Source organism: Arthrobacter sp. AK01 (assembly GCF_021109375.1).
GTDB lineage: Bacteria > Actinomycetota > Actinomycetes > Actinomycetales > Micrococcaceae > Arthrobacter.
The window spans coordinates 1-22,563 of the sequence record NZ_JAJOHP010000007.1 but is presented as its reverse complement, the minus strand read 5'-3'; the positions used below and the strand labels follow the sequence as shown (position 1 = coordinate 22,563).

Here is a 22,563-nt window from a genome sequence, read left to right as displayed (position 1 = left end):
CACGTCGATCCTTTGACAGGACAGCTAGCCCCTAGCCTCGGCGGATCTGGCGATTCGCCGGCCACTGACGACCCAAACCAGTACATGGCTGATACTCACTGCCGCGCCGACGGGCCCGATACCAAGGACCCCGGCTGTGACGCCCTCGAATGCCCTGCAACCACAGTTGGCGGCGAAGAAGGCACCCCTGTTATCTGGAAACAGGCGCCGAAAGCCATCACCAACCCCGGCTGGACCGACTGGATCCCCGTCAGCGGACCCACGTGCCTGTACGACCCCCACCCCGAGAACGTCCTGGCCAACATCGCCGCCAGAATCCTCAACGATTTCCGCCAACTACCCGTAAGTCCAGGAACCCTCGAAGCCCAACCCTTCCCACACACCCTCAAAGGCGGACCCACCAACTTCTACGCCACCGCAGGAGAACAGGCTTTCGACGTCACCATCCTCGGCCAAGGCGTCCACCTCACCGCAACACCCGCCAGCTACACCTACACCTTCGGCGACGGAACAAACCTCGGACCGACCCCGGTAGCTGGCTACTCCATCCCCGAGACCGAATGGCTCAGCAACGAGACCCGCACCAGCCACATCTACACCGAAACCGGCAACTACCAAGCCACCCTCACAGCAAGCTTCACCGGCACCTACTCCGTCAACAACGGCCCACCACTGCCCATCAACGGAACCCTGGACATCAGCACACCGCCCAAAACCATCCAGGTCTGGAAAACAGAAAGAGCACTCGTAGCCGACACCTGCGAAGAGAACCCCAAATCCTGGGGCTGCCCCGGCGGTGAATCCGCACATTAGGGGATGCGGAGGAGCCAGCGGGCGAAGTATCCGTACCGCCACCACCCTCTATGAACTGACGTGAGCTTCGACACACCGGAGATCCGGCGGGTCAGCCCCTGCGAAGAATCAGAGTAAATGCTGGCCGCACACGGCCCTACGCGTCAGGCGGGTTGATCGCGTTAAAGAAGAAAAGCACCAGTTCCGAAGAACTGATGCTTCCCAGTGGTGGCTCCGACCGGCGTCGATCCGGTGACCTTTCGATTTTCAGTCGAACGCTCTACCAACTGAGCTACAGAGCCTAGGTGACGTGTCACCTTGAGAACCGAATTTCTTCGGCGCTCAGAGCGACCCTGACGGGACTTGAACCCGCGACCTCCGCCGTGACAGGGCGGCGCGCTAACCAACTGCGCTACAGGGCCTTGCGTTTGCAGTATCTCTACCGCGTTTTTTTCAAGGCTTCTAGCTTACCAGACTTTTTTCATCCGATTTACCACTTCCTTGCGTACCCCCAACGGGATTCGAACCCGTGCCGCCGCCGTGAAAGGGCGGTGTCCTAGGCCGCTAGACGATGGGGGCCTGAACTCAATTCGGATTTCGCAAAGAAAAGCGACGCTTTACGCGTTCTTTCCGTGTCTCGCTCGTCCGAACTGGACTCTAAAACTTTAGAGCATAGATGGCGATATTCCCAAATCGAGGTCTGCGCACGGTCCAGGGACCCACAGCTGAGGCCATCGGGCCGGTCGCCGAACATTGGCAGGATATTGCCCTGACGCGTCCGAAAACCGCCAGCCGCACCGACTGTCTGACGGCTAGATTTGGCTCTATGACAACCACCTCCCCGGCCGAACCCGGCCAGCCTTCCCCGGACCTGCCCCAGCGCACCACCCCCGCGCCGGCACCGGCCATCAGCAAGCTCGGCATCGCGGCCGTGATCGTCACCGTCGTCCTTTGGGCTTCGGCTTTCGTGGGCATCCGCGCAGTCGGCCCCAGCTTCTCCCCCGGTTCCTTGACGCTCGGACGCTTGGCGGTTGCCGCCGTCGTGCTGGGAATCGTGGTGCTTCCAACGCTGAAAGTCTGGCCAAGCGGCCGGGAATGGTTGCCGATCGTGGCCTACGGTGTCATGTGGTTTGGCGGTTACAACGTAGCTCTGAACGCTGCGGAGCACATGCTGGACGCCGGGACCAGCGCCATGCTGATCAACGTCTCGCCCATCCTGATCGCGATCCTTGCCGGAATCTTCCTCAAGGAGGGCTTCCCGCGTTGGCTGCTGATTGGCAGCGGGGTGGCATTCTGCGGCGTCGCGATGATCGCGTTGGGTTCGGGACAGCGTTCGACGGCGGACGTCGCCGGGGTGCTGTTGTGCTTGCTCGCCGCCGTACTCGCTTCGGTGAGTGCCATCCTGCAGAAGCCCGTGCTCCGGAAGTTCACGGCAGGACAGGCGACGTGGTTCGGGATCATGGTGGGCGCGATCTGCTGCTTGCCTTGGACAGGGCAGCTGATTTCCGAGGTCCAAGCAGCACCGCTCCCCGCCACTCTGGGTTTGATCTACCTTGGCATCTTCCCCACGGCCATCGCATTCACCACGTGGGCTTACGCCCTGTCACTGATTTCGGCGGGAAAGCTGGCTGCCACCACGTACCTGGTGCCGGGCACCACCATCCTGATTTCATGGGCCGTACTTCAGGAGGTCCCCACCATCTGGGGGCTGATCGGAGGCGTGGTGTGCCTGATCGGCGTCGGCCTGACCCGTCGTCGAACCCGTTAGCTTCCCGTTAGCGGGCCATTCCGGCCAAAAGTTCGCGGTGCGTGGGCGGATTGGCGCCCGGCCGGCCGACGGCGATGGAGGCAGCCATGGAGGCAATGGTGCCGATTCGTTCCATGACGGTAGGAGCCAGTCCGTCACTTCCACGAAGCAGGAGCCCCATGATGAGCGCAGCCGTGTAGGAGTCGCCCGCCCCGATGGTGTCCGCGACAGTGGCGGGAACGGCGGGAACGTTGAGCTGTATGTGCCGGGTAGCCATGAGGGAGCCCTTGACCCCTTGGGTCACCACTACCAATCCGGCGCCAAGGGCGAGGAGGTGGTTCGCCGTATCCTCGAGCGCTTTGCCCGGATACAGCCAGCGGGCGTCGGTGCCGCTGAGCTTTACGACGTCGGTCAGCGGCACTATTTCCTCGAAGAGCGCCAGGGCCTCGTGGTGGCTCCCCAGAAGATCGGCGCGGATGTTGGGGTCGTAGGTGACCATGCACCCACCCTGAGCTTGCTCCAGCAAACTCCGGACAACGCTTGCGCCGGGTTCAAGGAAGGTGGCGATTGAGCCTGTGTGCAGGATTCTCGGCGCATAGGGCAAGGCAATCGGAGGCAAGTCCCAATCGATATCGAAGGTGTAATCAGCAGAACCGTCGGCAGCTATGCGGGCCGTCGCCGTCGCGGTCTTTCCGGCTGACATGGAGCCGGGCAACAGCACCACACCCGCGCTGTGCAGATGTGCTGCGATGGCGTCGCCCCGCGCATCACGGCCAATGGCGGTCAGCAAGCCGGCTTTGACGTCCAATCGGCCCAGGCCGAAGGCGACGTTGGCCGGCGAACCACCGGGGTACTCCACCTGCCCATCGGAGGACTGCACGATGTCGATCAAGGCCTCACCTACAACGACGACGTCGAGGGGCTCAGGCGCGAGGGAAGAGGTGCCGGTCATGCGGTTCCTGTGTCTGTCGAAAAGAGATTGACTTTTAGTATCTCTCATCACACACGGCGCCGATGCGGCCGCAGCGGACTAAAGTCGGATCATGCCCGCGAATCTTCCTCCCGGCTTGCCCATCGTCCCGGACGGCGAGCGCCCTTCGTCTCCCCTCAGGGAACGGAACGCGGTGCACAGTCCCGTTGAGCACAATCCCGTGGACGAGGCCTACGCGGCTGGAGCGGCCCGGCCTTTCGAAATGTCTCCCGAGGAATTTGAAGAGGCAGTCAGTGACGCCTTCCAACTGATCCCGCCCAAGGCGGCCAGCGCCATGGACAACGTAGCGATATTCATTGAGGACGACTACACGCCGCAAGCCGGAGAAGATCCGGACACAGTGTTGTTGGGACTCTACGAGGGCGTCCCGCTGACCGAACGTGATTCCTGGTGGGAGGCGGGCTCCCTGCCTGACCGGATCACCATTTACCGCCAGCCGATCCTGGACATCTGCAGCACGCGTGAAGAAGTCATTGATGAAGTGGCCATCACTGTGGTCCATGAGATAGCTCACCATTTTGGGATAGACGACGACCGCTTGCATGAGCTCGGCTGGGGCTAGCCTTATATCCATGGGGCACGACCACAACCACTCCCACGGAGTCACAGCAACCGGCAAGCATCGGAAGCGGCTCATTGCCGTCCTGGCCATCACCTTAGGGGTGGTGGGCATCCAGGTTGTTGGCGCCGTCGTGTCTGGATCCTTGGCCCTGCTGGCTGATGCCGGCCACATGCTCTCTGATGCAGCAGGCGTTTTCATCGCCCTCATGGCGGCGTGGATTGCTACGCGTCCAGCAAGTGACCAGCGCACCTATGGCTATCAGCGGGCCGAAGTGCTGGCTGCCCTGGCCAACGCCCTGATTCTGATTGTCATCGCTGTTGTGATCATGATCGAGGCCATCCGCCGTTTCGGGGAATCCCCGGACATTCATACCGATGTCATGCTGTGGGCCGCCATTCTGGGTGCCGTGGCCAACCTTGTCTCGCTCCTGATCCTGCAGGGTGCACAAAAGGAAAGCCTCAATGTCCGTGGCGCCTACCTTGAGGTCCTTGGAGATCTCCTGGGTTCCATCGCGGTCATCGTGGCAGCAATCGTCATCATGACCACGGGCTTCAGCGCGGCAGACCCCATCGCCTCTGTGGTGATCGCATTGATGATCATTCCCCGTGCCTGGCACTTGCTTCGCGACGTGGTGGATGTCCTCCTGGAGGCCACCCCGAAGGGCGTGGACGTGAACATGATCCGCGAGCACATCCTCGCTGTGGATGGGGTGGTCGAGGCCCACGACATTCACATCTGGACCATCACTTCCGGCGTGCCCGTGTTCTCAGCCCATGTTGTGGTGGAGGACGCGGTCCTCAACGCCAGCGGGGCGGACAGCATCCTTGACCAGCTGGGGTCCTGCCTTGGCCGGCACTTCGACACCGAGCACTGCACCTTCCAGTTGGAGCCTGTGAGCCACTCCGAGCACGAATCGCACCAGCACGCCTAGGCTGTCCCGCCACCCGCGTCCTCAACGCTGACCGTCCCGGCGCCCCCGTCCACCGTGACGCGCTGACCGGTCCCAAGGCGCGATGTTGCGTCCGGAACCCCGACCACTGCGGGGATCCCGTATTCACGGGCCACCACTGCACCGTGTGAGTTGGGCCCGCCCATCTCCATGACCAGTCCCCCAGCAGTAAGGAACAGCGGCGTCCATCCTGGGTCCGTTGACGGTGCGACGAGGATTTCTCCTGGCTCGAGGTGCGCGCCAACGGGATCCATGATGACGCGCGCCGGTGCTGTCACGAGGCCTGCCGACGCCGGGCTGCCGGACAAGGTGCCTGGGCGCTGTTTTCCGCTGATCCCCGGCGTGGCCTCTGGTTCGGTTCCATCAGACAACAGCACCCGCGGGATATGCCTGCGCCGGAGTTCCTGCTGGTAGGCCGCACGATGCTCGGCCACTCTTCCATGGAGGTCATCTCCAGCCAGCGCAGCCTCAGCTTCGTCAAGATCCAGGAAGAAGATGTCCTCAGCACGCTCAATGCGCCCGGACTCTGCCAGTTCGCGTCCCACCGAGAGCAACTGCTCCCGCGCGGCAGCCAGTCCCAGGACGAGGTTGTACTTGGGCAATTCGCGAAGCCCCGCGAACCTCCTGGTCCGGTCCAACGCGACGCGCACGATCGCCGCGTGCACCGGGCTCTTCGCCCTGGCCCGCGCCACGAAGCGCGCAACCTGCTCATCCGCTTCCCGAGCGGCTTTTTGGAACTGCTGATCCGGAGGTTCTGCGCCGTCCGCGAGCCTCAAGTAGTTGGCGACGACCCCAAGGATGTGGGTGGGATCGTCTGACCAGCGGGACATGCCGAGGTCGATCTCGGCAACGGCCCGGTGCCCGTACAGGCTCAGGAAGGAATCCAGTCCTGACTGTGCAACGGGTGGGAGGCTTCCGTCCCGATACTGTTCCGCCAACGCCGCTGCCGTCCGGCCAGCCATGAAGGCAACGGCGTCGGGGTCGTCGCGGATCTGCGAGGCAAGCTGCCACAGGGCCAGATCCATCTCTGTGGTGACATTGTTGGGCAGGCCGCGGATCACCGTCTGAAGTTCGTCGTACGTGGCTTGATCCCCCAGGATCCGCCTCACCAGCGCCAGCATCGCAAAACCGAGCGCGGGAAGGGGCAGTACCTGCGGCACTGTGGCGAACAGCTCCTCGCCAAGGATTCTTTGGACGTGGGCGAGCCGCTGATGGGACGTTGCCGTACGCGGGACATCGAGGGTTTTGCGAAGTTCCGCGGTCAGCGCCTCTAGACGTTTCATGGCGGCAGCCGGGCGGAACAGGCCGCGGAAGAGTGACTCCGGCACACGATACTTGGCAGCGACCGGAGCGACGTGGCGAATCAGCTTCCGGGGTGTCTTGATTCTGACCGTGAAGCGTGGATCGTCGAACAGGCCACGCATGAGCGTGGCTGACCGGGCCTCCATGACATCGAAAACCCGCGGCACGATTGCCCGGCCAACCCGGCTCCTCAGCACCGCAGTGAGGTCGAAGAAGATGCGCTGGCCCGCCTCGTAGTACGGCGCTGGCCCGGACCGGGGATCCGGGACATCGAACGCCGCAGTCCTGGCAACGGACGAGGCTATGAGGCGGATACCGGCCAGGCCCATGGGTGTCAGTGGCCTGGTGAGGCCCTGCGCAAGACTGAAGTTCAGGAAAGCGTGCTCGCCGGCGCCCGGAGGTGTGCGCGTGGTTTGCGGATACAGGGTGGTAATGGGCCGGGCCTGGGTTAGCCAGAGTTTCCCATCATCATCGATGGCCCACTCGGTGTCCTGCGGAGCGCTGTAGTGCTCCTGGACTTTACGGCCCAATTCCGCCAAGGCGAGGACTTGGGGATCGCTAAGGCAAGGTTGCGGGGCAGGAGCACCAGGACCATCCCGGCCGGGGCGCTCGACACGTTCCGTGCCACCACCAGGAAGCGAACGGATCTCCACCTGCCTGTCACCGATGGTCCTTTTCACAATGGACCATCGACGGACGTCCACAACATACTGGTCCGGATTCACCGCGCCGGACACCACGGCCTCTCCCAAACCAGGGCTGGCGTCAATCACTGCTTCATACCGGTTCCCCGTGACCGGATTGGCGGTGAACATGACACCGGCGGTAGCGGAATCCACCATTTCCTGCACGACCACGGCCAGCGTCACCGAAGCATGGTCAATGCCGTTGGTGGTCCGGTAGGCCACGGCACGGTCTGTCCAGAGCGAGGCCCAGCAGCGGCTAACGGCCTCCAGCACAGCGTCGATGCCGACGACGTTCAGGTATGTGTCTTGTTGGCCAGCGAAACTCGCGAAGGCCAGGTCCTCGGCGGTAGCTGACGACCTGACGGCGACAGGGACGTTGCCTCCCAACTGCTGGTAGGCGGACCGCACGGCGTCAGCCACCGCAGCCGGGACTCCGGCGTCGAGCACCAAGGACCGGGCACGGGTGGCGAGCCCGTTCAACTGGTCAAGATCAGAAGGGCCGGCCGCTTCCAAAGCGGCAATGACCTCCTGCAGGCCGACGTCCGAGAGCGCGAGCCGGTATGCCGTTGTGGTGAGGCAGAAGCCAGGAGGGACGGGCAACCCGGCGCTTGCCAGCTCACCCAGGTTCGCGGCCTTGCCACCCACTTCCGGAAGCATAGGTGCGCGGATGTCGGCAATATCCAGCGTGAACACCGACCCGGACGCGACTGGGTCCGCTCCCTGGTCCTGCGGCTGCTCCCCGGCCTGCTGGCTGTCCATGGAAGGTGGCAATCCGCGGCTTAGGCTGCGCCGAGCATCGGCCCAAACTTGTCGCGGTCAGCAAGCCGGGGATCCTCACGGTCCGGGACCACCAGCACCGGCCCCTTGGCGTGGTGCAGGACGCCGTCCGAGGTGGAACCCAGGAGCATGCCAGCGAACCCGCCGCGGCCACGGGTCCCCAGCACCACCAACTCCACGCTGCGGCTCGTCTCGACCAGGACGTCCACCGGCGATCCATCGCGGAGGTCCGTCTCAATGGTCAGTTGCGGGAAGTGGCTCCTAAGCCACGCGACACCGGCGTCGAGCTGGACCCTGATGTCCGCAAACAGAGCATCGCGGTCCAACGGGGCCGGGACCCAGGCCAGGGAACCGCTGTACTGCGGCACCGCACAGATCACTCGGAGCTTGGCGCCCATGCGCTGGGCTTGCTCAGCTGCTTCGAGCACTGCCACACGGGCTTGCTCAGAGCCATCCACGCCCACTGCAACCACGTTTTCCACGGTGCGGGGGCCTGCCTTGGCATGCTCGGCCTTGATGTGTTTGTCCTCGGTATTCTCCCCCAGCCGGTCGGCGCAATACAGGGGCACCGTCACGGTGGGGCATTTGGCGTGGGCCGGCAAGGCGCTGCTGACGGAACCCAACAGGCGCCCGACGAAACCTCCACGGCCCCGGCTGCCGAAAACAAGGAGTGCGGCCTCTGCGGAGAGATCCAGCAGGACACCTGCAGCGTCGCCGTTCTCCACCGAAGCGTCGACGTCGATGGCATAGCCGGAGATCTTGTCCATGGCCTGCTTCACGATCGCATCCGCGCCCTCGCGAATCACTGAATCGTCCACGGTTGCGTAGCCACCGTCCAGCCCTGATGCGGCGAAGATGGGCACGGAGTAGGCCGTGACGATGTGCAACGGAAGCTGCCGGCGCTCTGCTTCCCGCGCGGCCCAAACCAAGGCACACTGACCGTGCTCTGAACCGTCCACTCCAACGACGATGCCGCCTGGTGCGACAGCTTGGTCGTCGCCCTGCTGTGGCTCTTCACTGTGTCTGCCGTGCTGGTCCATTGGGGCCCGCCTCTCCACCTACTGCTTGATGTTCCGGCTATTCTGCCAGAGGTTTTCCGGGTCGGATTCCCTGACTGCATCATTGTCAATGGCCGGGGCAGGAGAAACCTGGAAATTTCTCCTTCCAAGGCCCACTATTCTCGGTCGGCAACGCCGAATCAAGGCGACTTTGGGCTATGTGTATAACGGTCCGGGCTCGGTTATCGGAGGTCCATTTTGCGCTCCGGATGAACAACCCAAACACGCGCATCCGGGAGGCTATCCATGGCCGAAAAAGTTCGGTAGTGTTCGAGTCACCGAATGGCCGGCAAACGTGTTTCACGACACACACCGGCCATTTATTTGCGGCCGCTTGGGGAACTCGGACGCGACCCCACGCGATGCCGAAGGGCACACACGTCAAGGAGGAACCAAGCAGTGTCACTCACGCCTGATTCCGCCACGGAACGCACCACCACCGTGGTCATCGGAGCCGGCTTGTCCGGCTTGGCAGTTGCCAGTGAGCTCAGCCGCTATGGCGTGGGTTCCATCGTCGTGGACGGCTTTGGTGCGTTGTCCGCAACGGGCCCGTCGGTCCATACAGGCATGCTTCAACGCTGCGACGCCGCCGATCCCGCTGCAATGAAGGAACGCAACGAGATCCTCCGCCACTTACGGAACTACGCGGCAAGCCATCAGCTGGACGTCCGCAGCACCACGCGCGCCGTGCGCCTTGATTTCCTGGGCTCGGATCCGTCACAGCAGATTGGCTACGGTTTGGCCGCCAGCATGACCACTGCGGGGCTGAGAACCGGACTCCACGTATCCGGCCCCCTCGAATCCACCCGTCGCCAGTGGGCAGTCCACACCGCCAACGGGGTTCTCCTGGCCGACCACATCGTGGTCACGCGCTGTGCGCAGAGCCAGTTGCGCCGGATGCTGGCCGAACTCGGGATTGCCATCGGCCAAAACCTGGCCGCGGCCATGAGGGCAGTCGGGATGCATCTTGTAGGCGTCGGCGAACTCATTACGCCCACCCCCAAGGAAGTCCTTCGGCAGGCCAAAGCAGTGGGTCAGGCGATCTCTTCCAAGGTTGCCCTCCCGGCAGGGCCAGGCCTGGCCACCGCCTAGCCGATCCAACCGGCACACCCTGCCCCACTACGCGGCAAAGGCGCGCCTACCCGCCGTCGTACGTCCATGTCTGGAACTTTTACGCACAAAACTTAACGCCAAAGGCCGGTGCCTTTGAGGAGTGATTCCTCAAAGACACCGGCCTTTGGACAGAAGCGTGAGGCTTATGCGCCAGCGCGTACGTAGGTCAGGGGACCCGTTGCGGTCAACCAGCTGATCGGGTGGATGCCCGTCTGGTTGCCGTTGATGCCACCGCTGATGGCCTGGCCGTTGCCGATGTAGATGGCGACGTGGCCGGACTGAACGATCATGTCACCGGGCTGGGGGTCGCTGACGACCTTGCCGTAGTTCATGAACTGCATGGGGCCAAGGTCACCAACAGGGATGCCTGCGGAGCCGAGAGCCCGTTCCACCATGGCGGTGCAGTCCTGCATGATGCCGATCTGGGCGTAAGCCGAGGCAACCATGGCTGCGTTGACGCCACCGACTGCCGGGGCAGCAGCAGCGGGAGCAGCAGCAGCCGGAGCGGCAGCTGCGGCTTTGGCGACAGGAGCCGTTGCAGCGGCAGTGGTGACTGCTGCCTTCTTGGCTACGGGAGCCTCAACGACGGGAGCCGGCTTCTCGATGACCGGAGCCGCTACGGAAGCAACGGCAGGGCGCTCGAAGTTGATGGTCGCCGTGGAGGCGGCGGTAACAACCTGGGTGGGAGCTTCGGAGGCGGTCTCTGCGACCGTGGCGGGGCTGGAGTCCCGCTGAACCGGAGCTTCAGCTGCGTGGGCGGCGATGGAGCCGGTCAAGACGAGGCCCGAGGCTGCTGCGATGACAGCTGCCTGGCGGCCAGCGCCGGAGGCGTTGCTGGCAACTGCCTTGGAGATGGAGATGAACGGATTAGGACGTACGCTGTCCGCCTTACGACGGCCGCGAAGAATGCGTGAAGACATGAAAGAGCCTCTCCCGATGCCTGCGAGGTTAGCTGTCGGATTCGGATGGGAGTCACCCGGTCACTATCCCCCGCTGTTCAGCGGAAGCTTCGTGACTTCACCCCAAGGCACGCTCGAAAGCGACCTAAAATGGGTTCCCCGTCTCTGCCGTAAGGTTTGTCTGCGAACGGATTCCGGACTGCGGCAGAGCTAGGCAATCAGGCCGGAAGTGCCCGCTACGTGGAACAGGCACAGGTACAACCGTACGCGATGATCACGCCGAAGTCACATTTAAGTAACGAGAACTACTCTTCTGGCGTGTCGCGGTGACCGTTTCGAGATATTCGCAGGTACGTAGAAAACCCTGTTATTCCGCGGGATTATCGCCATCCGCGTCGTTGGAAGCAGCGAGTTTCCTACGTGCCGTAACAGCCAGAAAGATAACGAGTCCGATAGCAACAACGGCCAGTCCCACGATGCTCCACGGGAACGGCTGGGAGGCATCCGCTGCCGGTTCGCTGGTGCCCGTTCCCGGCGCACCGGTACCGGCCGTCGGTACCGAGGCTGAAGGAGCCGAAGCAGACGGTGAGGCAACCGCCGAACCGCTTGCCGACGTCGCGCCTCCGGCTGCCGTGAACGTAAAGGTGCCCTCGATGGGGTGCGAATCGCTGCTGACGACCCGCCAGACCACCGTGTACTCGCCCGCGGGTGCGCCTTCGCGCAGCTTCTGGACAGCTTGGTTGTCAATGATTTCCACGGGACCGTCTGCCCAGTTTTCGCCGCCCGCCGTGACCGTTACGCCCGAACCGATGGCCAGCGGCCGGTTGTTGAACGTGATGGAGACCGACGCCGGGACAACAGTCACGCTGGCACCGTTGGCCGGCGTGGTGGATTCGGCGACGTCATGGGCGGACGCCGGAGCCGCGGAAAACAGCAAGGCCGACGCGAAGGCGAGGGCAGCAACGACGGCGGCCAGAAGCGGGCGGATGGTACGCATGGGGCGGTTTCTCCTAGTGTTGGCTTCCTTACAGACTAGGCGAATCGTCCGGGGCGCCCGTATCCGACCGCATAGGATTTGAGAGCACACTCCCCTCGATCCCCGGAGTCCTTCATGCTTAAACAAGGTTCTGCAGTCGACCGCTACTTCAAAATCACTGAACGTGGATCCACGTACTCCCGGGAAATTCGTGGCGGCTTCGCAACGTTCTTCGCCATGAGCTACATCGTGGTGCTGAACCCCCTGATCCTCTCCGGAGCGGACTCGAGCGGAGCGTCCCTGGGCTTCACGGCCGTCGCAGCCACTACGGCTTTCGTGGCGGGCATCCTGACCATCCTCATGGGCGCGTGGGCCAAGCACCCGTTCGCCGTTGCAACGGGGCTCGGCGTGAACGCGTTCGTGGCAGTCACCGTGGCCTCACACCCCGGACTGACCTGGCCGGACATGATGGGCCTCGTGGTGCTTTCCGGCGTCACCATGCTCATCCTGGTGCTCACCGGTTTCCGTACTGCGGTGTTCAAAGCCGTTCCAGAAGCCCTCAAGACGGCAATCGTGGTGGGCATTGGTCTCTTCATTGCACTGATCGGCCTGGTCAATGCCGGATTCGTGCGCCGCATCCCGGACGCTGCCGGCACCACGGTTCCCCTGGGGCTGGGCGTGGACGGCAAGCTCATGGGCTGGCCCACCCTGGTTTTTGCGGTGGGCCTGATCCTGACCATCGCCCTGGTGGTTCGCAAAGTCCGCGGCGCCATCCTGATCGGGATCGTGGTTTCCACCGCCCTGGCAGCCATCCTTGAATTCACGCTCCACATCGGCCCGAGCTTTGACGGCAAGAACGTCAACCCGCGCGGATGGTCGCTCGTGGCGCCCACGCTCTCCGAATGGGGCGCCCCGGACTTGTCCCTGATCGGCAAGGCGAACCCTTTCGGCGCGTTCGAGCACCTCGGTTTCATCGCTGCTGCTTTGCTGGCCTTCGTGATCCTCCTGAGCATCTTCTTCGATGCCATGGGCACCATGGTGGGCCTGGCAAACGAGGCCGGAACCGTGGACAAGGACGGCAACATCCCCAACGTGGACCGGGTCCTGCAGGTTGACGCCCTCGGCGCAATCGTCGGTGGCGGCGCGTCCGTATCGTCCAACCAGATCTTCGTTGAATCCGGAGCGGGCATCGGCGAAGGCGCACGCACCGGCCTCGCCTCGATCGTTACCGGAGTGCTGTTCCTGGTGGCCATGTTCTTCACGCCGCTGATCAACCTGGTTCCGTTCGAAGCCGTTGCCCCGGCACTGGTTGTCGTGGGCTTCATGATGGTTTCCCAGGTGGGCAAGATCGACTGGCAGGACTGGGGCGTCGGCATCCCGGCGTTCCTGACCATCGCCCTGATGCCGTTCACGTACTCCATCGCCAACGGCCTGGGCGCCGGCTTCATCTCCTACGTCCTGATCCGCACGTTCCAAGGCCGTGCCCGCGAAGTCCACCCGCTCATGTGGGCTGTGGCTGCCGCGTTCCTGCTGTTCTTCGGCATCGGAACCGTGGAAGAGCTGCTCGGGGTCAAATAGGGAAATCCGGGGTTTCAGACACGCGCGGTGCGGGGTGGCTGGTTTTCGCGTGCCCGTTCGGGTGTGCTTGAAGCATGGAAACCACCCTCGCCGTAGATGTCAGCCCCACCCCGTGGACCGGGCGCTTTGACGGCGACGGTGCCGGGCACCGCCGGTGGTGGCAGGCGGTAGCACCCCTGACGTCGCCCGCGCCGGCAACGGCCTCGCGTCCCGCCGTCGTACTTGGGTTCTGCAGCGACGCCGGAGTCCTCCGCAACAAGGGCCGCGTGGGTGCCGCGGCGGCACCGGCCGCCATCCGCTCGGCGCTGGGTCCGCTGGCTTTCCACCTTGACCGTGACGTATTCGACGCCGGCGATGTGGTTGTGGAGGACGACTCACTGGAAGCGGGCCAAGAGCGCGCCGGACGCGCCATTTCGGGACTGCTCGACGCCGGAAACCTCACTGTAGTGCTGGGCGGCGGCCACGAGACCGCGTTTGCCAGTTACCTGGGCGTGGCTGGCTCTGAAGCCGTTCGTGGGAAGCGACTGGGCGTGCTGAACCTGGACGCCCACTTTGACCTGCGCGACGAACCCACGCCGAGCTCGGGCACGCCGTTCCTTCAGATGGCCCACGCCGAAGCGGCCGCGGGGCGCGAACTGCAGTACGCCGTCGTGGGCATTTCGGAGCCGAACAATACGCGAACGCTCTTCGACACCGCAGACCGGCTGGGCGTGAAGTACCTCCTTGATGAGTTGTGCTCCCCGGAGGCCGTGGAGGTATTTGTTGCCGACTTCCTGGCTGGCGTTGACGCGCTGTACCTAACGATCGACCTGGATGTCATGCCGGCAGCAGTGGCGCCCGGGGTGAGCGCGCCTGCCGCTTATGGCGTGCCCTTGCCGGTGATCAGCGCAATCTGCCGTCAGGTCGCTGCGAGCGGGAAGCTGGTGCACTTGGACGTCGCGGAACTGAATCCGGAGTTCGACGTTGATTCCAGGACAGCAAAAGTAGCGGCACGTCTGGTAAACACGCTGCTCGCCTAGGCCCCTGTTGCCAGCCGCCTCCTCCGCTTAGCCTGTGGGGAGGGAAGGATGGCGATGCGCGAAACTCCTGTGCAGGACAAGTGGGCCTGGATTGCCGGGCCCGTTGCTGTGGTTCTGGGACTCGCAGCGCACATGGTCGCGGGCGGAAGCGCTCCGGCCATACCTGTCGTCCTGGCCTTCGCTGCGCTGGCTGCACTCGCCGCCCAGCTCATTGCCCGTTGGGTGCACGGGCCGCTGTTGTTGCTGCTGTTTTCCGGGCTGGCGCAGCAACTGCTTCACTTCGGCTTCGTCGCCTTCGGTGGCTTCTTTGCGGGCAGCGGGCTGCTGGACCACTTGCACAGCGGCCAGGTCTTGGGGGACGTGCCAGCAGGGGCCGCTCCCAGTGGGGGCTCCGTGCACCTCCTGCTGTACACCCACATGGCAGCGGCGATCCTCACGCTCTTGGTTGCAGCGGGAGTGGCGAAGCTGGCGGCGCAGAAACGAGCACAGCCGCTTCGAAGGGCGAACCACAGCCTCTGACCGCCCACCGCTTGTTGGGCCGTGTACGACAGCGGGGATGGGGTCGCATTAGACAGCTTTGAGGTCACGGGCAGCAACCTGCGGCAACGCTTCGTAGCCCTGCGAAAGCCTGCGAAATGAACTTTGATCCGGCTGCGCCCAGGCGCCTAGTGTCGTTTGCACGTGGTGTACCCGAGAGGCCAGGGAGCTGCCTGCAAAGCAGCGCACGCGGGTTCGAATCCCGCCACCACGTCTCGGGGGACCTGAGCCGGAAACCCCTTCGCGGGATGGCATTTGATGGCAACGTTCCGCTCAGGCATTGGCATTATTTGCCGTCTGGCGGGAGATTATTGGGCTGCGTCGAAGCCCGCCAGCAGGCGCCGTGATGCCGTAGCCATGTGCGAGCGCATGTTCTGTGAAACGGCGGACGCGTCCCGGGCAACAAGTGCCTCGTAGATGGCAGTGTGTTCGCGCAGGGCAGCCTCGGCGTGGCCTTCATCGGTCAGTGCCCGGTCCACCCAGATCCGCAGCAGCGAGCGGATGCTTTGGAGGAGTTCTTCCAGGACCATGTTGCCGGAGGCCGCGGCGATCTCGCGGTGGAAGGCCGCATCGGCTTCCACGAAGGCTGCGAGGTCGTCGAGGTTCCTCTCCATGACGTCAAGGTCGGCCCGCATCCGTTCCAAGGCTTCATCCGTGACCCTCAGGGCCGCCAACTCAACAGCCTGAACTTCCAGTCCGCTGCGCAATTCCACCAGCTCGCGGGTCCGCGGCTCCCCCAGCATCAATCCCCAGCTGAGCGTCCGCGGCAAAAGTTCGGAAACGCCGTCGCGCAGGTACGTTCCCGAGCCGGGACGGACGATCACGATCCCGAGGATCTCCAGGGCAGCGAGGGCCTCGCGGACGGCCGAACGTCCAACACCAAGTGAAGCCGCCAACTGCCGCTCTGCCGGAAGCCGGGTGCCGGGGGCGATGTCTCCACTCGTGAAGTAGGCAAGGAGGCGCTCCGCTACTTCGGACACAACGGAGCCCTGCTCCATGGGGGCAAGCGCGGCCGTCATGTGGGCCGCTGCTGCTGAGTTCGCTGACACCTTCACAGCGTAGCAACCGGATGACCAATCCCTGCGGCGACTAGTCAGAGCCCAAAAAACTTTAACCAGTCAACCGGTTGACCAATTTAGAATCCAGTCCTATGGTTTAAATCACAAGCTTCGCCATCGCCGGATCCCCGCCGGCCATGCCACGAACCAGCCCGGCGCATCCAGTGCAGGATCCGCAGGGACACCAACATCTAGGAGTCAATGTGGACACCACACAATCGGTGGTCGAAAAATCCGCAATTAAGAAGGTGGCAGTCCGGCTTGTGCCGTTCGTCGCCCTGATGTTCTTCATCAACTATCTGGACCGCACCGCCATTTCTTTCGCCGGCCCCAACGGCATGAACAACGACCTCGCCCTCTCAGCGGCACAGTTCGGCTTCGCCTCCGGAGTCTTCTTTATCGGGTACATCCTTCTCGAAATCCCCAGCAACCTGGCCCTCCACAAGTTCGGCGCCCGCCGCTGGCTGGCCCGCATCATGGTCAGCTGGGGCATCGTGTCCTTGCTCTTCACCTGGGTGGGCAACGTTGAGCAGCTCTACATTCTCCGATTCATCCTGGGTGTGGCAGAAGCCGGCTTCTTCCCCGGCGCCATCCTCTTCCTGAGCCTCTGGGTGCCGTCCAAGCACCGCAGCAAGATCCTGGCCCTCTTCTACTTGGCGCAGCCGCTCACCACGGTGATCGGTGCTCCCCTCGCAGGCGCTTTGATCCAGCAGCACGGAATGTTCTTTGGCCTCGAGGGCTGGCGTTTCATGTTCTTCGGAGTCGCCATCCCCGCGATCATCGTCGGCATCATCGCCTGGTTCTACCTGGCAGACAACCCCTCCAAGGCCAAGTGGCTTACCGCAGAAGAGAAGACCTGGCTGACCGGCGCCCTCGAAAAGGAAAAGAAGGAAACCGCCGCCAGCAACAAGCACGTCAGCGTTCGCACGGTGTTCGGCAACGGCCGCGTCTGGATGCTCTCCCTGATCTACTTCGGCTTCATCTACGGCTTGTACGCACTGGGCTTCTTCCTGCCGACCATCATCGCCGGCTTCGAAGGCCTCTACGGCACCAAGTTCGATGTGTTCCAGAAGGGACTCATCACGGCCATTCCGTATCTGCCGGCAGCCTTTGCCCTGTACTTCTGGTCCAAGGACGCCACCAAGCGCGGCGTGAAGACCTGGCACATCGCCCTTCCGGCCCTAATCGGCGGAGTCAGCATCCCTCTGGCGCTGTTCGCCGGATCCCCCGCGGCAACCATCGCCGTCATCACGGTCACGGCCATGTCCATCTTCGCGGCCCTGCCGAACTTCTGGACCGTCCCCACGCAGTTCCTCACCGGCGCAGCCGCAGCAGCAGGCATCGCACTGATCAACACGGTGGGCAACCTGGCGGGCTTCAGCGCCGGCTACATCACCGGCTGGCTCAAGGATCTGACGGGCGGCTACACGGTCCCGATGTTCGTCGTCGGCGGCTTCATGTTGCTCTCCTCCATCCTCATGGTGACCCTCAGCAAGCAGGGCAAGGCATCTGCTGGCACGCCTGCCGAGGCGCTGGACCCACAAGGGGCCGGGCAGCACGCGGAGCCGTAACCACCACAAGCAGGTTGTGCCCTTCCATCAGGGAGGGCACAACCACCACACTTCACACCCTTCAGTACAGCCCAGGAGATACCCCATGACCCGCCTCTTCAACGAGCCCTCAGCCTTCGCTGATGAAATGATCGAAGGCTTCGTCGCATCGCACGGCCGGTGGGTCCGGCGCGTCTCCGGTGGTGTTGCCCGCAGCACGCGGTCGACGCCGAACTCGGTCGCCTTGGTGATCGGCGGCGGCTCCGGCCACTACCCGGCCTTCGCCGGGCTGGTTGGCCAGGGCCTGGCGCACGGCGCGGCGATGGGCAACCTGTTCGCCTCACCCTCGGCACAGCAGGTCTATAACGTAGCCAAGGCAGCGGATAACGGCGGCGGCGTACTCCTGGGCTACGGCAACTACGCCGGCGACGTCCTGCACTTCACCCAGGCCCAGGCAAAACTCCGCGCCGAGGGCATCGATTGCAGGAGCATCGCAGTCACGGACGACATCTCTTCGGCTCCCCTGGCCGAGAAACACAAGCGCCGCGGGATCGCCGGGGACCTGACAGTCTTCAAGGTGGTGGCCGCTGCCGCTGAGGCCGGCTACTCCATGGACGCTGTGGTGGAGATCGCCGAGCGCGCCAATGACCGCACCCGTTCCTTCGGCGTCGCGTTCACCGGGTGCACGCTCCCGGGCGCGGACCACCCGCTCTTCTCAGTTCCCGAAGGGCGCATGGCCGTGGGCATGGGCATCCACGGCGAACCCGGCATTGCCGAGACGAACATCCCGACGGCGGATGAACTCGCCGAACTGCTGGTCAAGGACCTCCTTGCCGAGATCCCGGACGGCCTTTCCGTGGACGGCGCACGGGTGGTCCCGATCCTCAACGGCCTGGGCAGCGTCAAGTACGAGGAGCTGTTCGTGGTCTACCGCCGCGTGGCCCAGCTGCTCGCCGAGGCCGGTATCGAGGCTGTGGACCCGCAGGTCGGCGAGCTCGTGACCAGTTTCGACATGGCCGGCACCTCCCTCACACTGTTCTGGCTGGACTCCGAGCTCGAGGAACTCTGGCTCGCACCCGCGGACGCCCCGGCTTTCCGCCGCGGTGCGGTCAGCGCTCAAGCGCTCGACGCCGACCAGCTCACCATGGCCGCCGAGCAGCAATCCGTGATCCCGGACGCCAGCAAAGAGTCCAAAACCGCAGCGCCCACCATCCTCGCGGCCCTGGGCGCCGCCAAAGCCGTGGTTGACACCAATGTGGAAGAACTCGGCCGGATCGACGCGGTCGCCGGCGACGGTGACCACGGGATCGGCATGGAGCGTGGAATCCACGCCGCCGTCGCTGCTGCGGCAGACGCCGTCGAACGCGGTGCCGGGGCAGGGACCGCCCTGAACCTGGCCGCCGACGCCTGGGCGGACAAAGCCGGTGGCACCTCGGGCGCTTTGTGGGGCATGGCCCTGCGCGCCGTCGGACAATCCGTGGGTGACAGCGAGCGCCCCAGCGCCGTAGCCGTGGCCGCGGGTGTGGCCGAAGCGAAGCGTTCCATCATGGACTTCGGCAAGGCCAAAGTAGGCGACAAAACCTTGGTGGACGTCCTGTCCCCGTTCAGCGAAGCACTCACCGCGGCAGTTCAGGGCGGAGCAACACTTCGGGATGCATGGGGCGCCGCTGCCACCATCGCCGAGCAATCCGCCGAAGCGACCGCCAACCTGCTGCCCCTCATGGGCCGCGCCCGCCCGCACGCCGAAAAGAGCCTGGGAACACCCGACGCCGGAGCCGTCTCCATGGCATTGATCGTCCGGGCCATCCACAACACCCTCGCCGGGAATGCCGCCGGGAAGATCTCAGTAAAGGAAACAGCATGAGCACCAAACTGCGCCTGGTCATAGGATCGGACGACGCCGGATTCGAGTACAAGGAAGCCCTCAAGGCCGACTTGCAAGCGAACGGCCTCGTTGAGTCCGTCACCGACGTCGGAGTGGACGCCACGAGCCACACTCCGTACCCGTCCGTAGCCATCGCCGCTGCTGAACTGATCGCCGCCGGCAAGGCCGACCGGGCACTCCTGGTCTGCGGCACCGGCCTGGGCGTCGCGATCGCCGCCAACAAGGTCCCCGGCATCCGCGCCGTCACCGCCCACGATTCCTTCTCCGTTGAACGCTCGGTCCTGAGCAACAACGCCCAGGTCCTCACGTTCGGCCAGCGCGTGGTCGGGCTGGAACTCGCCCGCCGCCTGGCCAAGGAATGGCTCACTTACACCTTCGACGAAACCTCTGCCTCGGCCGAGAAAGTCACACTGATTAAGGACTACGAGGGTGTCACTTCCTGCTAAGACCACCGACGCGGCTTCCCGGCAACCACGTGCGGTGATCGGCGTGAGCCTGAAGATGTACTTCGGCTACCAGCGCTCCGTGGACTACTGCCGCGACATCGCCACCATCGCCTTCAAGCACCCGGCAGTGGTGAGCGGCGACATCGAACTGTTCGTGCTACCCACTCTCCCCGCCCTGCCCGAAGCAGCCCGGATCCTGGGCGCGGCCGGCGTTGGTACCGGAGCGCAGGACATCTTCTGGGAAGACGAAGGCGCGTACACCGGCGAGGTAGGCGGCAAGACCGTCGCCGAACTCGGCGGACGGTACGTCGAGGTAGGGCACGCGGAGCGCCGCAGGATCTTCGGCGAAGACGAACGGATCATCGGCCTGAAGACCGCGGCCACTTACCGCAACGGGCTCACCCCGGTGTTGTGCGTTGGCGAACTGATCGCAGGCTCCCCCGAGGAAGCCATCGCCCAGTGCACGGCCGAAATCGACGCCGCCCTCAACCGCGCCGCAACGCTCGGCCCCACAGACCGGACCATCGTGGCCTACGAGCCGCAATGGGCCATCGGCGCCCCCGAACCCGCAACACCGGAATACATCAGCGCCGTGGTCCGCGGACTGGACGAGCACCTGCGTTCCTTGCCCGGCCAGGAAGAGAGCCGCGTCATCTACGGCGGCAGCGCCGGACCGGGCCTCATCACGGAACTGGACACCGCCGTCGCAGGCTTGTTCCTGGGCCGCTTCGCGCACGATCCCGCAGCGCTGAAAACCATCCTGGACGAGACCGCCGCGCGCTTGGCCGCTAAGGCGGTGGCAGCATGAACGGCGCCTCCCAAAGCAGGATCGGCCTCAGCAGCTACGCGTTCTTCTGGCAGCTCTCGGACCAGGTCAGCCAGCCGCTGAGCATCCATGACGCGCTGCGTAAGGCGTCGGATATGGGCGTGGACCTCTTCCAGATCTGCGACTACGCGCCGCTGGAAGACATGAACGACGCCGGGCTCGCCGCCGTCCGCAGTACGGCGGACGAGCTGGGCATCACCCTGGAAGTGGGGACCAAGGGTATCCGTCCGGAGCACCTGGCGAAGTTCCTGCACATCGCCCAGATGCTGGGCTCGGACCTGCTGCGGACCATGTTAAACGTCTCCGGCCACACCCCGGACACCGAGGAAGCCGTCAGGATCTTCACCGGGATCCTGACGGAATTCCAGGCAGCCGGGGTGAGGATCGCCGTCGAGACCTATGAACAGGTCCCCACGGACCGGATCCTGGACGTCGTCCGCCACGTCAACAGCCCCTACCTCGGAATCTGCAGCGACCCCGCCAACACCGTGGCTGCGCTGGAGATGCCGCGGCAGGTGATTGACGCCGTCGCGCCTTATGTCCTGAACATGCACATCAAAGACTTTGCGTTCAGCCGCAAGCAGGGATGGGTCGGGTTCACGTACTCGGGCGCACCCCTCGGCGAAGGCCTTCTCGACTACGACTACATGGTCGAAAAGATCCAGCCCAAAGAAAGAAACATCAACCAAATCGTGGAGCACTGGCTGCCGTGGCAGGACTCCGAAGCGGAGACCATCCGCCTCGAAAACCAGTGGACCCAACAAAGCCTCGATTTCCTAAGGAGCAAGTGAAATGTCAGCAGAACAATTGACCGTCGCCGTTGTCGGAGCCGGTGGCAAAATGGGGATGCGCGTTTCCCGCAACCTCCAGAAGTCCACCCACAACGTCTTCTACAGTGAGAACTCCCCCGCCGGCCAGGACCGCGTCCGCGCCGAAGGCCGCGACATCACCGCCACCGACGACGCCGTTCCCACAGCCGACGTCGTCATCCTCGCCGTACCGGACACCGTCCTCGGCATCGTTTCCGAGGGCGTCGTCCCGCAGATGAAGTCCGGCGCGATCCTGCTGACCCTCGATCCCGCCGCCGCGTACGCAGGCCTGCTGGCCAAGCGCGACGACGTCGTCCAGGCGGTCGCGCACCCCTGCCACCCGTCCGTGTTCCTGGAGCGCACCACCAAGGAAGAATGGGCCGACACCTTCGGCGGCCAGGGCGCCCCACAGAACGTGGTCTCCGCGATCGACGAGGACGCACCCGCAGCAACCCGCGACGTAGCAGAAGCCGTCATCCGCACCATCTACGCACCCGTGATCGACGTTCACTGGGTCACCGTCAAGCAGCTCGCCATCCTGGAACCCACCCTGGTGGAAACCGTGGCCTGCATGATCGGCACGCTCCTCAACGAGGCACTCCACGAGACCGTGCACACCGCCGGCGTTCCCGAGGAAGCAGCCAAGGCCATGCTGTTCGGCCACGTCCAGATCGCCCTCACCAACGCCCTGCGCGGATCCAACCCGTTCTCCGAAGCCTGCGAAATCGCCATCCAGTACGGCAAGGACACCATCATCAAGGACGACTGGAAGAAGATCTTCGACGACTCCGAACTCGACGGCGTGATCGCCAAGATGCTCAAGCTGGACGCCGTCAAGCGCTAAGGCCTCCCATCCCTCCACCGAGGTGGCATTTGATGCCAATGTTTGGCTGGCAAAGTCATAGGGTCGTTGCAACGCTCTGATTGATGGAGCGTTTCATGGTCAAGTTGTTTCCTTCGGGTGCGCGTGCCGAGTTTGTTGATTTGGTGTGTGCGGGGGTCT

The 22,563-nt window shown here is 64.0% G+C and carries 20 protein-coding genes, 4 tRNA genes and 1 riboswitch; of the genes, 15 read left to right on the top strand and 9 right to left on the bottom strand.

Annotated features, from left to right (window positions below; all coding sequences use genetic code 11):
• Positions 1 to 84: 84 nt before the first annotated feature.
• Complete coding sequence (locus LN996_RS03780) at positions 85 to 813, top strand: PKD domain-containing protein (protein WP_231338840.1); 729 nt, start codon at positions 85 to 87, stop codon at positions 811 to 813.
• A 205-nt stretch (positions 814 to 1,018) separates the two neighbouring features.
• On the opposite strand, the gene LN996_RS03775 is transcribed toward LN996_RS03780, so the two are convergent.
• The 3 genes from LN996_RS03775 to LN996_RS03765 form a co-directional block, all read right to left on the bottom strand.
• Positions 1,019 to 1,094: transfer RNA gene (locus tag LN996_RS03775), tRNA-Phe, on the bottom strand.
• Positions 1,095 to 1,140: 46 nt separating this feature from the next.
• Positions 1,141 to 1,214, bottom strand: a tRNA-Asp gene (locus tag LN996_RS03770).
• Between the two features lie 84 nt (positions 1,215 to 1,298).
• A tRNA-Glu gene (locus LN996_RS03765) sits at positions 1,299 to 1,371 on the bottom strand.
• A 247-nt stretch (positions 1,372 to 1,618) separates the two neighbouring features.
• Between LN996_RS03765 and LN996_RS03760 the strand changes: the two genes are divergently transcribed.
• Positions 1,619 to 2,560 (top strand): DMT family transporter, encoded by a 942-nt coding sequence (locus LN996_RS03760; RefSeq protein WP_159705348.1) that lies wholly within the window; start codon positions 1,619 to 1,621, stop codon positions 2,558 to 2,560.
• A gap of 7 nt (positions 2,561 to 2,567) precedes the next feature.
• Here the strand turns inward: LN996_RS03760 and LN996_RS03755 are convergent, their stop codons facing one another.
• A complete protein-coding gene (locus LN996_RS03755) occupies positions 2,568 to 3,491 on the bottom strand; it encodes a carbohydrate kinase (RefSeq protein WP_231338839.1) in 924 nt (307 codons plus the stop codon).
• Between the two features lie 91 nt (positions 3,492 to 3,582).
• Between LN996_RS03755 and LN996_RS03750 the strand changes: the two genes are divergently transcribed.
• Together LN996_RS03750 and LN996_RS03745 are read left to right on the top strand one after the other, a co-directional pair.
• Positions 3,583 to 4,092, top strand: a complete 510-nt coding sequence (locus tag LN996_RS03750) for a metallopeptidase family protein (protein WP_231338838.1) — start codon at positions 3,583 to 3,585, stop codon at positions 4,090 to 4,092.
• Positions 4,093 to 4,102: 10 nt separating this feature from the next.
• Complete coding sequence (locus LN996_RS03745) at positions 4,103 to 5,023, top strand: cation diffusion facilitator family transporter (RefSeq protein WP_159705357.1); 921 nt, start codon at positions 4,103 to 4,105, stop codon at positions 5,021 to 5,023.
• Here LN996_RS03745 and LN996_RS03740 read toward each other — a convergent pair.
• Both LN996_RS03740 and LN996_RS03735 read right to left on the bottom strand, forming a co-directional pair.
• Entirely contained in the window at positions 5,020 to 7,788 is a 2,769-nt protein-coding gene (locus LN996_RS03740; protein ID WP_231338837.1) for a PEP/pyruvate-binding domain-containing protein, read from the bottom strand. The genes LN996_RS03745 and LN996_RS03740 overlap by 4 nt on opposite strands.
• A 20-nt stretch (positions 7,789 to 7,808) precedes the next feature.
• Positions 7,809 to 8,846 (bottom strand): universal stress protein, encoded by a 1,038-nt coding sequence (locus LN996_RS03735; protein WP_231338836.1) that lies wholly within the window; start codon positions 8,844 to 8,846, stop codon positions 7,809 to 7,811.
• A 417-nt stretch (positions 8,847 to 9,263) separates the two neighbouring features.
• Between LN996_RS03735 and LN996_RS03730 the strand changes: the two genes are divergently transcribed.
• A complete protein-coding gene (locus LN996_RS03730; protein WP_231338835.1) occupies positions 9,264 to 9,956 on the top strand; it encodes an FAD-binding protein in 693 nt (230 codons plus the stop codon).
• 164 nt (positions 9,957 to 10,120) lie between these two features.
• Here the strand turns inward: LN996_RS03730 and LN996_RS03725 are convergent, their stop codons facing one another.
• A complete protein-coding gene (locus LN996_RS03725) occupies positions 10,121 to 10,897 on the bottom strand; it encodes an NlpC/P60 family protein (protein WP_231338834.1) in 777 nt (258 codons plus the stop codon).
• 3 nt (positions 10,898 to 10,900) lie between these two features.
• Positions 10,901 to 11,093, bottom strand: a riboswitch (cyclic di-AMP (ydaO/yuaA leader).
• Positions 11,094 to 11,243: 150 nt separating this feature from the next.
• A complete protein-coding gene (locus LN996_RS03720; RefSeq protein ID WP_231338833.1) occupies positions 11,244 to 11,873 on the bottom strand; it encodes a copper resistance CopC family protein in 630 nt (209 codons plus the stop codon).
• A gap of 114 nt (positions 11,874 to 11,987) precedes the next feature.
• On the opposite strand from LN996_RS03720, the gene LN996_RS03715 reads away from it, so the two are divergent.
• The 4 genes from LN996_RS03715 (at position 11,988) to LN996_RS03700 (ending at position 15,200) form a co-directional block, all read left to right on the top strand.
• Entirely contained in the window at positions 11,988 to 13,430 is a 1,443-nt protein-coding gene (locus tag LN996_RS03715; RefSeq protein ID WP_159705375.1) for an NCS2 family permease, read from the top strand.
• 74 nt (positions 13,431 to 13,504) lie between these two features.
• The gene (hutG, locus tag LN996_RS03710) at positions 13,505 to 14,449 is read left to right on the top strand and encodes a formimidoylglutamase (RefSeq protein WP_231338832.1); all 945 of its coding nucleotides are present in this window, start codon (positions 13,505 to 13,507) and stop codon (positions 14,447 to 14,449) included.
• A gap of 54 nt (positions 14,450 to 14,503) precedes the next feature.
• Entirely contained in the window at positions 14,504 to 14,968 is a 465-nt protein-coding gene (locus LN996_RS03705) for a hypothetical protein (protein WP_231338831.1), read from the top strand.
• A gap of 161 nt (positions 14,969 to 15,129) precedes the next feature.
• Positions 15,130 to 15,200, top strand: a tRNA-Cys gene (locus LN996_RS03700).
• A gap of 94 nt (positions 15,201 to 15,294) precedes the next feature.
• Here the strand turns inward: LN996_RS03700 and LN996_RS03695 are convergent.
• Complete coding sequence (locus LN996_RS03695) at positions 15,295 to 16,035, bottom strand: FadR/GntR family transcriptional regulator (protein ID WP_231338830.1); 741 nt, start codon at positions 16,033 to 16,035, stop codon at positions 15,295 to 15,297.
• A gap of 212 nt (positions 16,036 to 16,247) precedes the next feature.
• On the opposite strand from LN996_RS03695, the gene LN996_RS03690 reads away from it, so the two are divergent.
• The 6 genes from LN996_RS03690 to LN996_RS03665 all read left to right on the top strand — a co-directional run bounded on the left by LN996_RS03690 (position 16,248) and on the right by LN996_RS03665 (position 22,404).
• Positions 16,248 to 17,615 (top strand): MFS transporter, encoded by a 1,368-nt coding sequence (locus LN996_RS03690; protein WP_231338829.1) that lies wholly within the window; start codon positions 16,248 to 16,250, stop codon positions 17,613 to 17,615.
• Between the two features lie 85 nt (positions 17,616 to 17,700).
• Positions 17,701 to 19,458: a dihydroxyacetone kinase family protein gene (locus tag LN996_RS03685; RefSeq protein ID WP_231338828.1), complete on the top strand. Its 1,758-nt coding sequence runs from the start codon at positions 17,701 to 17,703 to the stop codon at positions 19,456 to 19,458.
• The gene (locus tag LN996_RS03680; protein ID WP_231338827.1) at positions 19,455 to 19,925 is read left to right on the top strand and encodes a ribose-5-phosphate isomerase; all 471 of its coding nucleotides are present in this window, start codon (positions 19,455 to 19,457) and stop codon (positions 19,923 to 19,925) included. The genes LN996_RS03685 and LN996_RS03680 overlap by 4 nt, the downstream gene beginning before the upstream one ends.
• A complete protein-coding gene (locus tag LN996_RS03675; RefSeq protein ID WP_308102695.1) occupies positions 19,909 to 20,733 on the top strand; it encodes a triose-phosphate isomerase family protein in 825 nt (274 codons plus the stop codon). The genes LN996_RS03680 and LN996_RS03675 overlap by 17 nt, the downstream gene beginning before the upstream one ends.
• Positions 20,730 to 21,542 (top strand): sugar phosphate isomerase/epimerase, encoded by an 813-nt coding sequence (locus tag LN996_RS03670; RefSeq protein ID WP_231338826.1) that lies wholly within the window; start codon positions 20,730 to 20,732, stop codon positions 21,540 to 21,542. The genes LN996_RS03675 and LN996_RS03670 overlap by 4 nt, the downstream gene beginning before the upstream one ends.
• Position 21,543: 1 nt before the next feature.
• On the top strand, positions 21,544 to 22,404 hold the full coding sequence (locus tag LN996_RS03665) for a phosphogluconate dehydrogenase C-terminal domain-containing protein (RefSeq protein ID WP_231338825.1): 861 nt from the start codon (positions 21,544 to 21,546) through the stop codon (positions 22,402 to 22,404).
• Positions 22,405 to 22,563 lie beyond the last annotated feature (159 nt).

What these genes read in the sequence shown, in the direction of transcription:
- LN996_RS03735 (WP_231338836.1), bottom strand. Translation starts at nt 8,846, where the DNA reads ATGGACCAGCACGGCAGACACAGTGAAGAGCCACAGCAGGGCGACGAC.
- LN996_RS03755 (WP_231338839.1), bottom strand. Translation starts at nt 3,491, where the DNA reads ATGACCGGCACCTCTTCCCTCGCGCCTGAGCCCCTCGACGTCGTCGTT.
- LN996_RS03740 (WP_231338837.1), bottom strand. Translation starts at nt 7,788, where the DNA reads ATGGACAGCCAGCAGGCCGGGGAGCAGCCGCAGGACCAGGGAGCGGAC.
- LN996_RS03750 (WP_231338838.1), top strand. Translation starts at nt 3,583, where the DNA reads ATGCCCGCGAATCTTCCTCCCGGCTTGCCCATCGTCCCGGACGGCGAG.
- LN996_RS03760 (WP_159705348.1), top strand. Translation starts at nt 1,619, where the DNA reads ATGACAACCACCTCCCCGGCCGAACCCGGCCAGCCTTCCCCGGACCTG.
- LN996_RS03745 (WP_159705357.1), top strand. Translation starts at nt 4,103, where the DNA reads ATGGGGCACGACCACAACCACTCCCACGGAGTCACAGCAACCGGCAAG.
- LN996_RS03705 (WP_231338831.1), top strand. Translation starts at nt 14,504, where the DNA reads ATGCGCGAAACTCCTGTGCAGGACAAGTGGGCCTGGATTGCCGGGCCC.
- LN996_RS03680 (WP_231338827.1), top strand. Translation starts at nt 19,455, where the DNA reads ATGAGCACCAAACTGCGCCTGGTCATAGGATCGGACGACGCCGGATTC.
- LN996_RS03670 (WP_231338826.1), top strand. Translation starts at nt 20,730, where the DNA reads ATGAACGGCGCCTCCCAAAGCAGGATCGGCCTCAGCAGCTACGCGTTC.
- LN996_RS03725 (WP_231338834.1), bottom strand. Translation starts at nt 10,897, where the DNA reads ATGTCTTCACGCATTCTTCGCGGCCGTCGTAAGGCGGACAGCGTACGT.
- LN996_RS03720 (WP_231338833.1), bottom strand. Translation starts at nt 11,873, where the DNA reads ATGCGTACCATCCGCCCGCTTCTGGCCGCCGTCGTTGCTGCCCTCGCC.
- LN996_RS03665 (WP_231338825.1), top strand. Translation starts at nt 21,544, where the DNA reads ATGTCAGCAGAACAATTGACCGTCGCCGTTGTCGGAGCCGGTGGCAAA.
- hutG (WP_231338832.1), top strand. Translation starts at nt 13,505, where the DNA reads ATGGAAACCACCCTCGCCGTAGATGTCAGCCCCACCCCGTGGACCGGG.
- LN996_RS03715 (WP_159705375.1), top strand. Translation starts at nt 11,988, where the DNA reads ATGCTTAAACAAGGTTCTGCAGTCGACCGCTACTTCAAAATCACTGAA.
- LN996_RS03780 (WP_231338840.1), top strand. Translation starts at nt 85, where the DNA reads ATGGCTGATACTCACTGCCGCGCCGACGGGCCCGATACCAAGGACCCC.
- LN996_RS03685 (WP_231338828.1), top strand. Translation starts at nt 17,701, where the DNA reads ATGACCCGCCTCTTCAACGAGCCCTCAGCCTTCGCTGATGAAATGATC.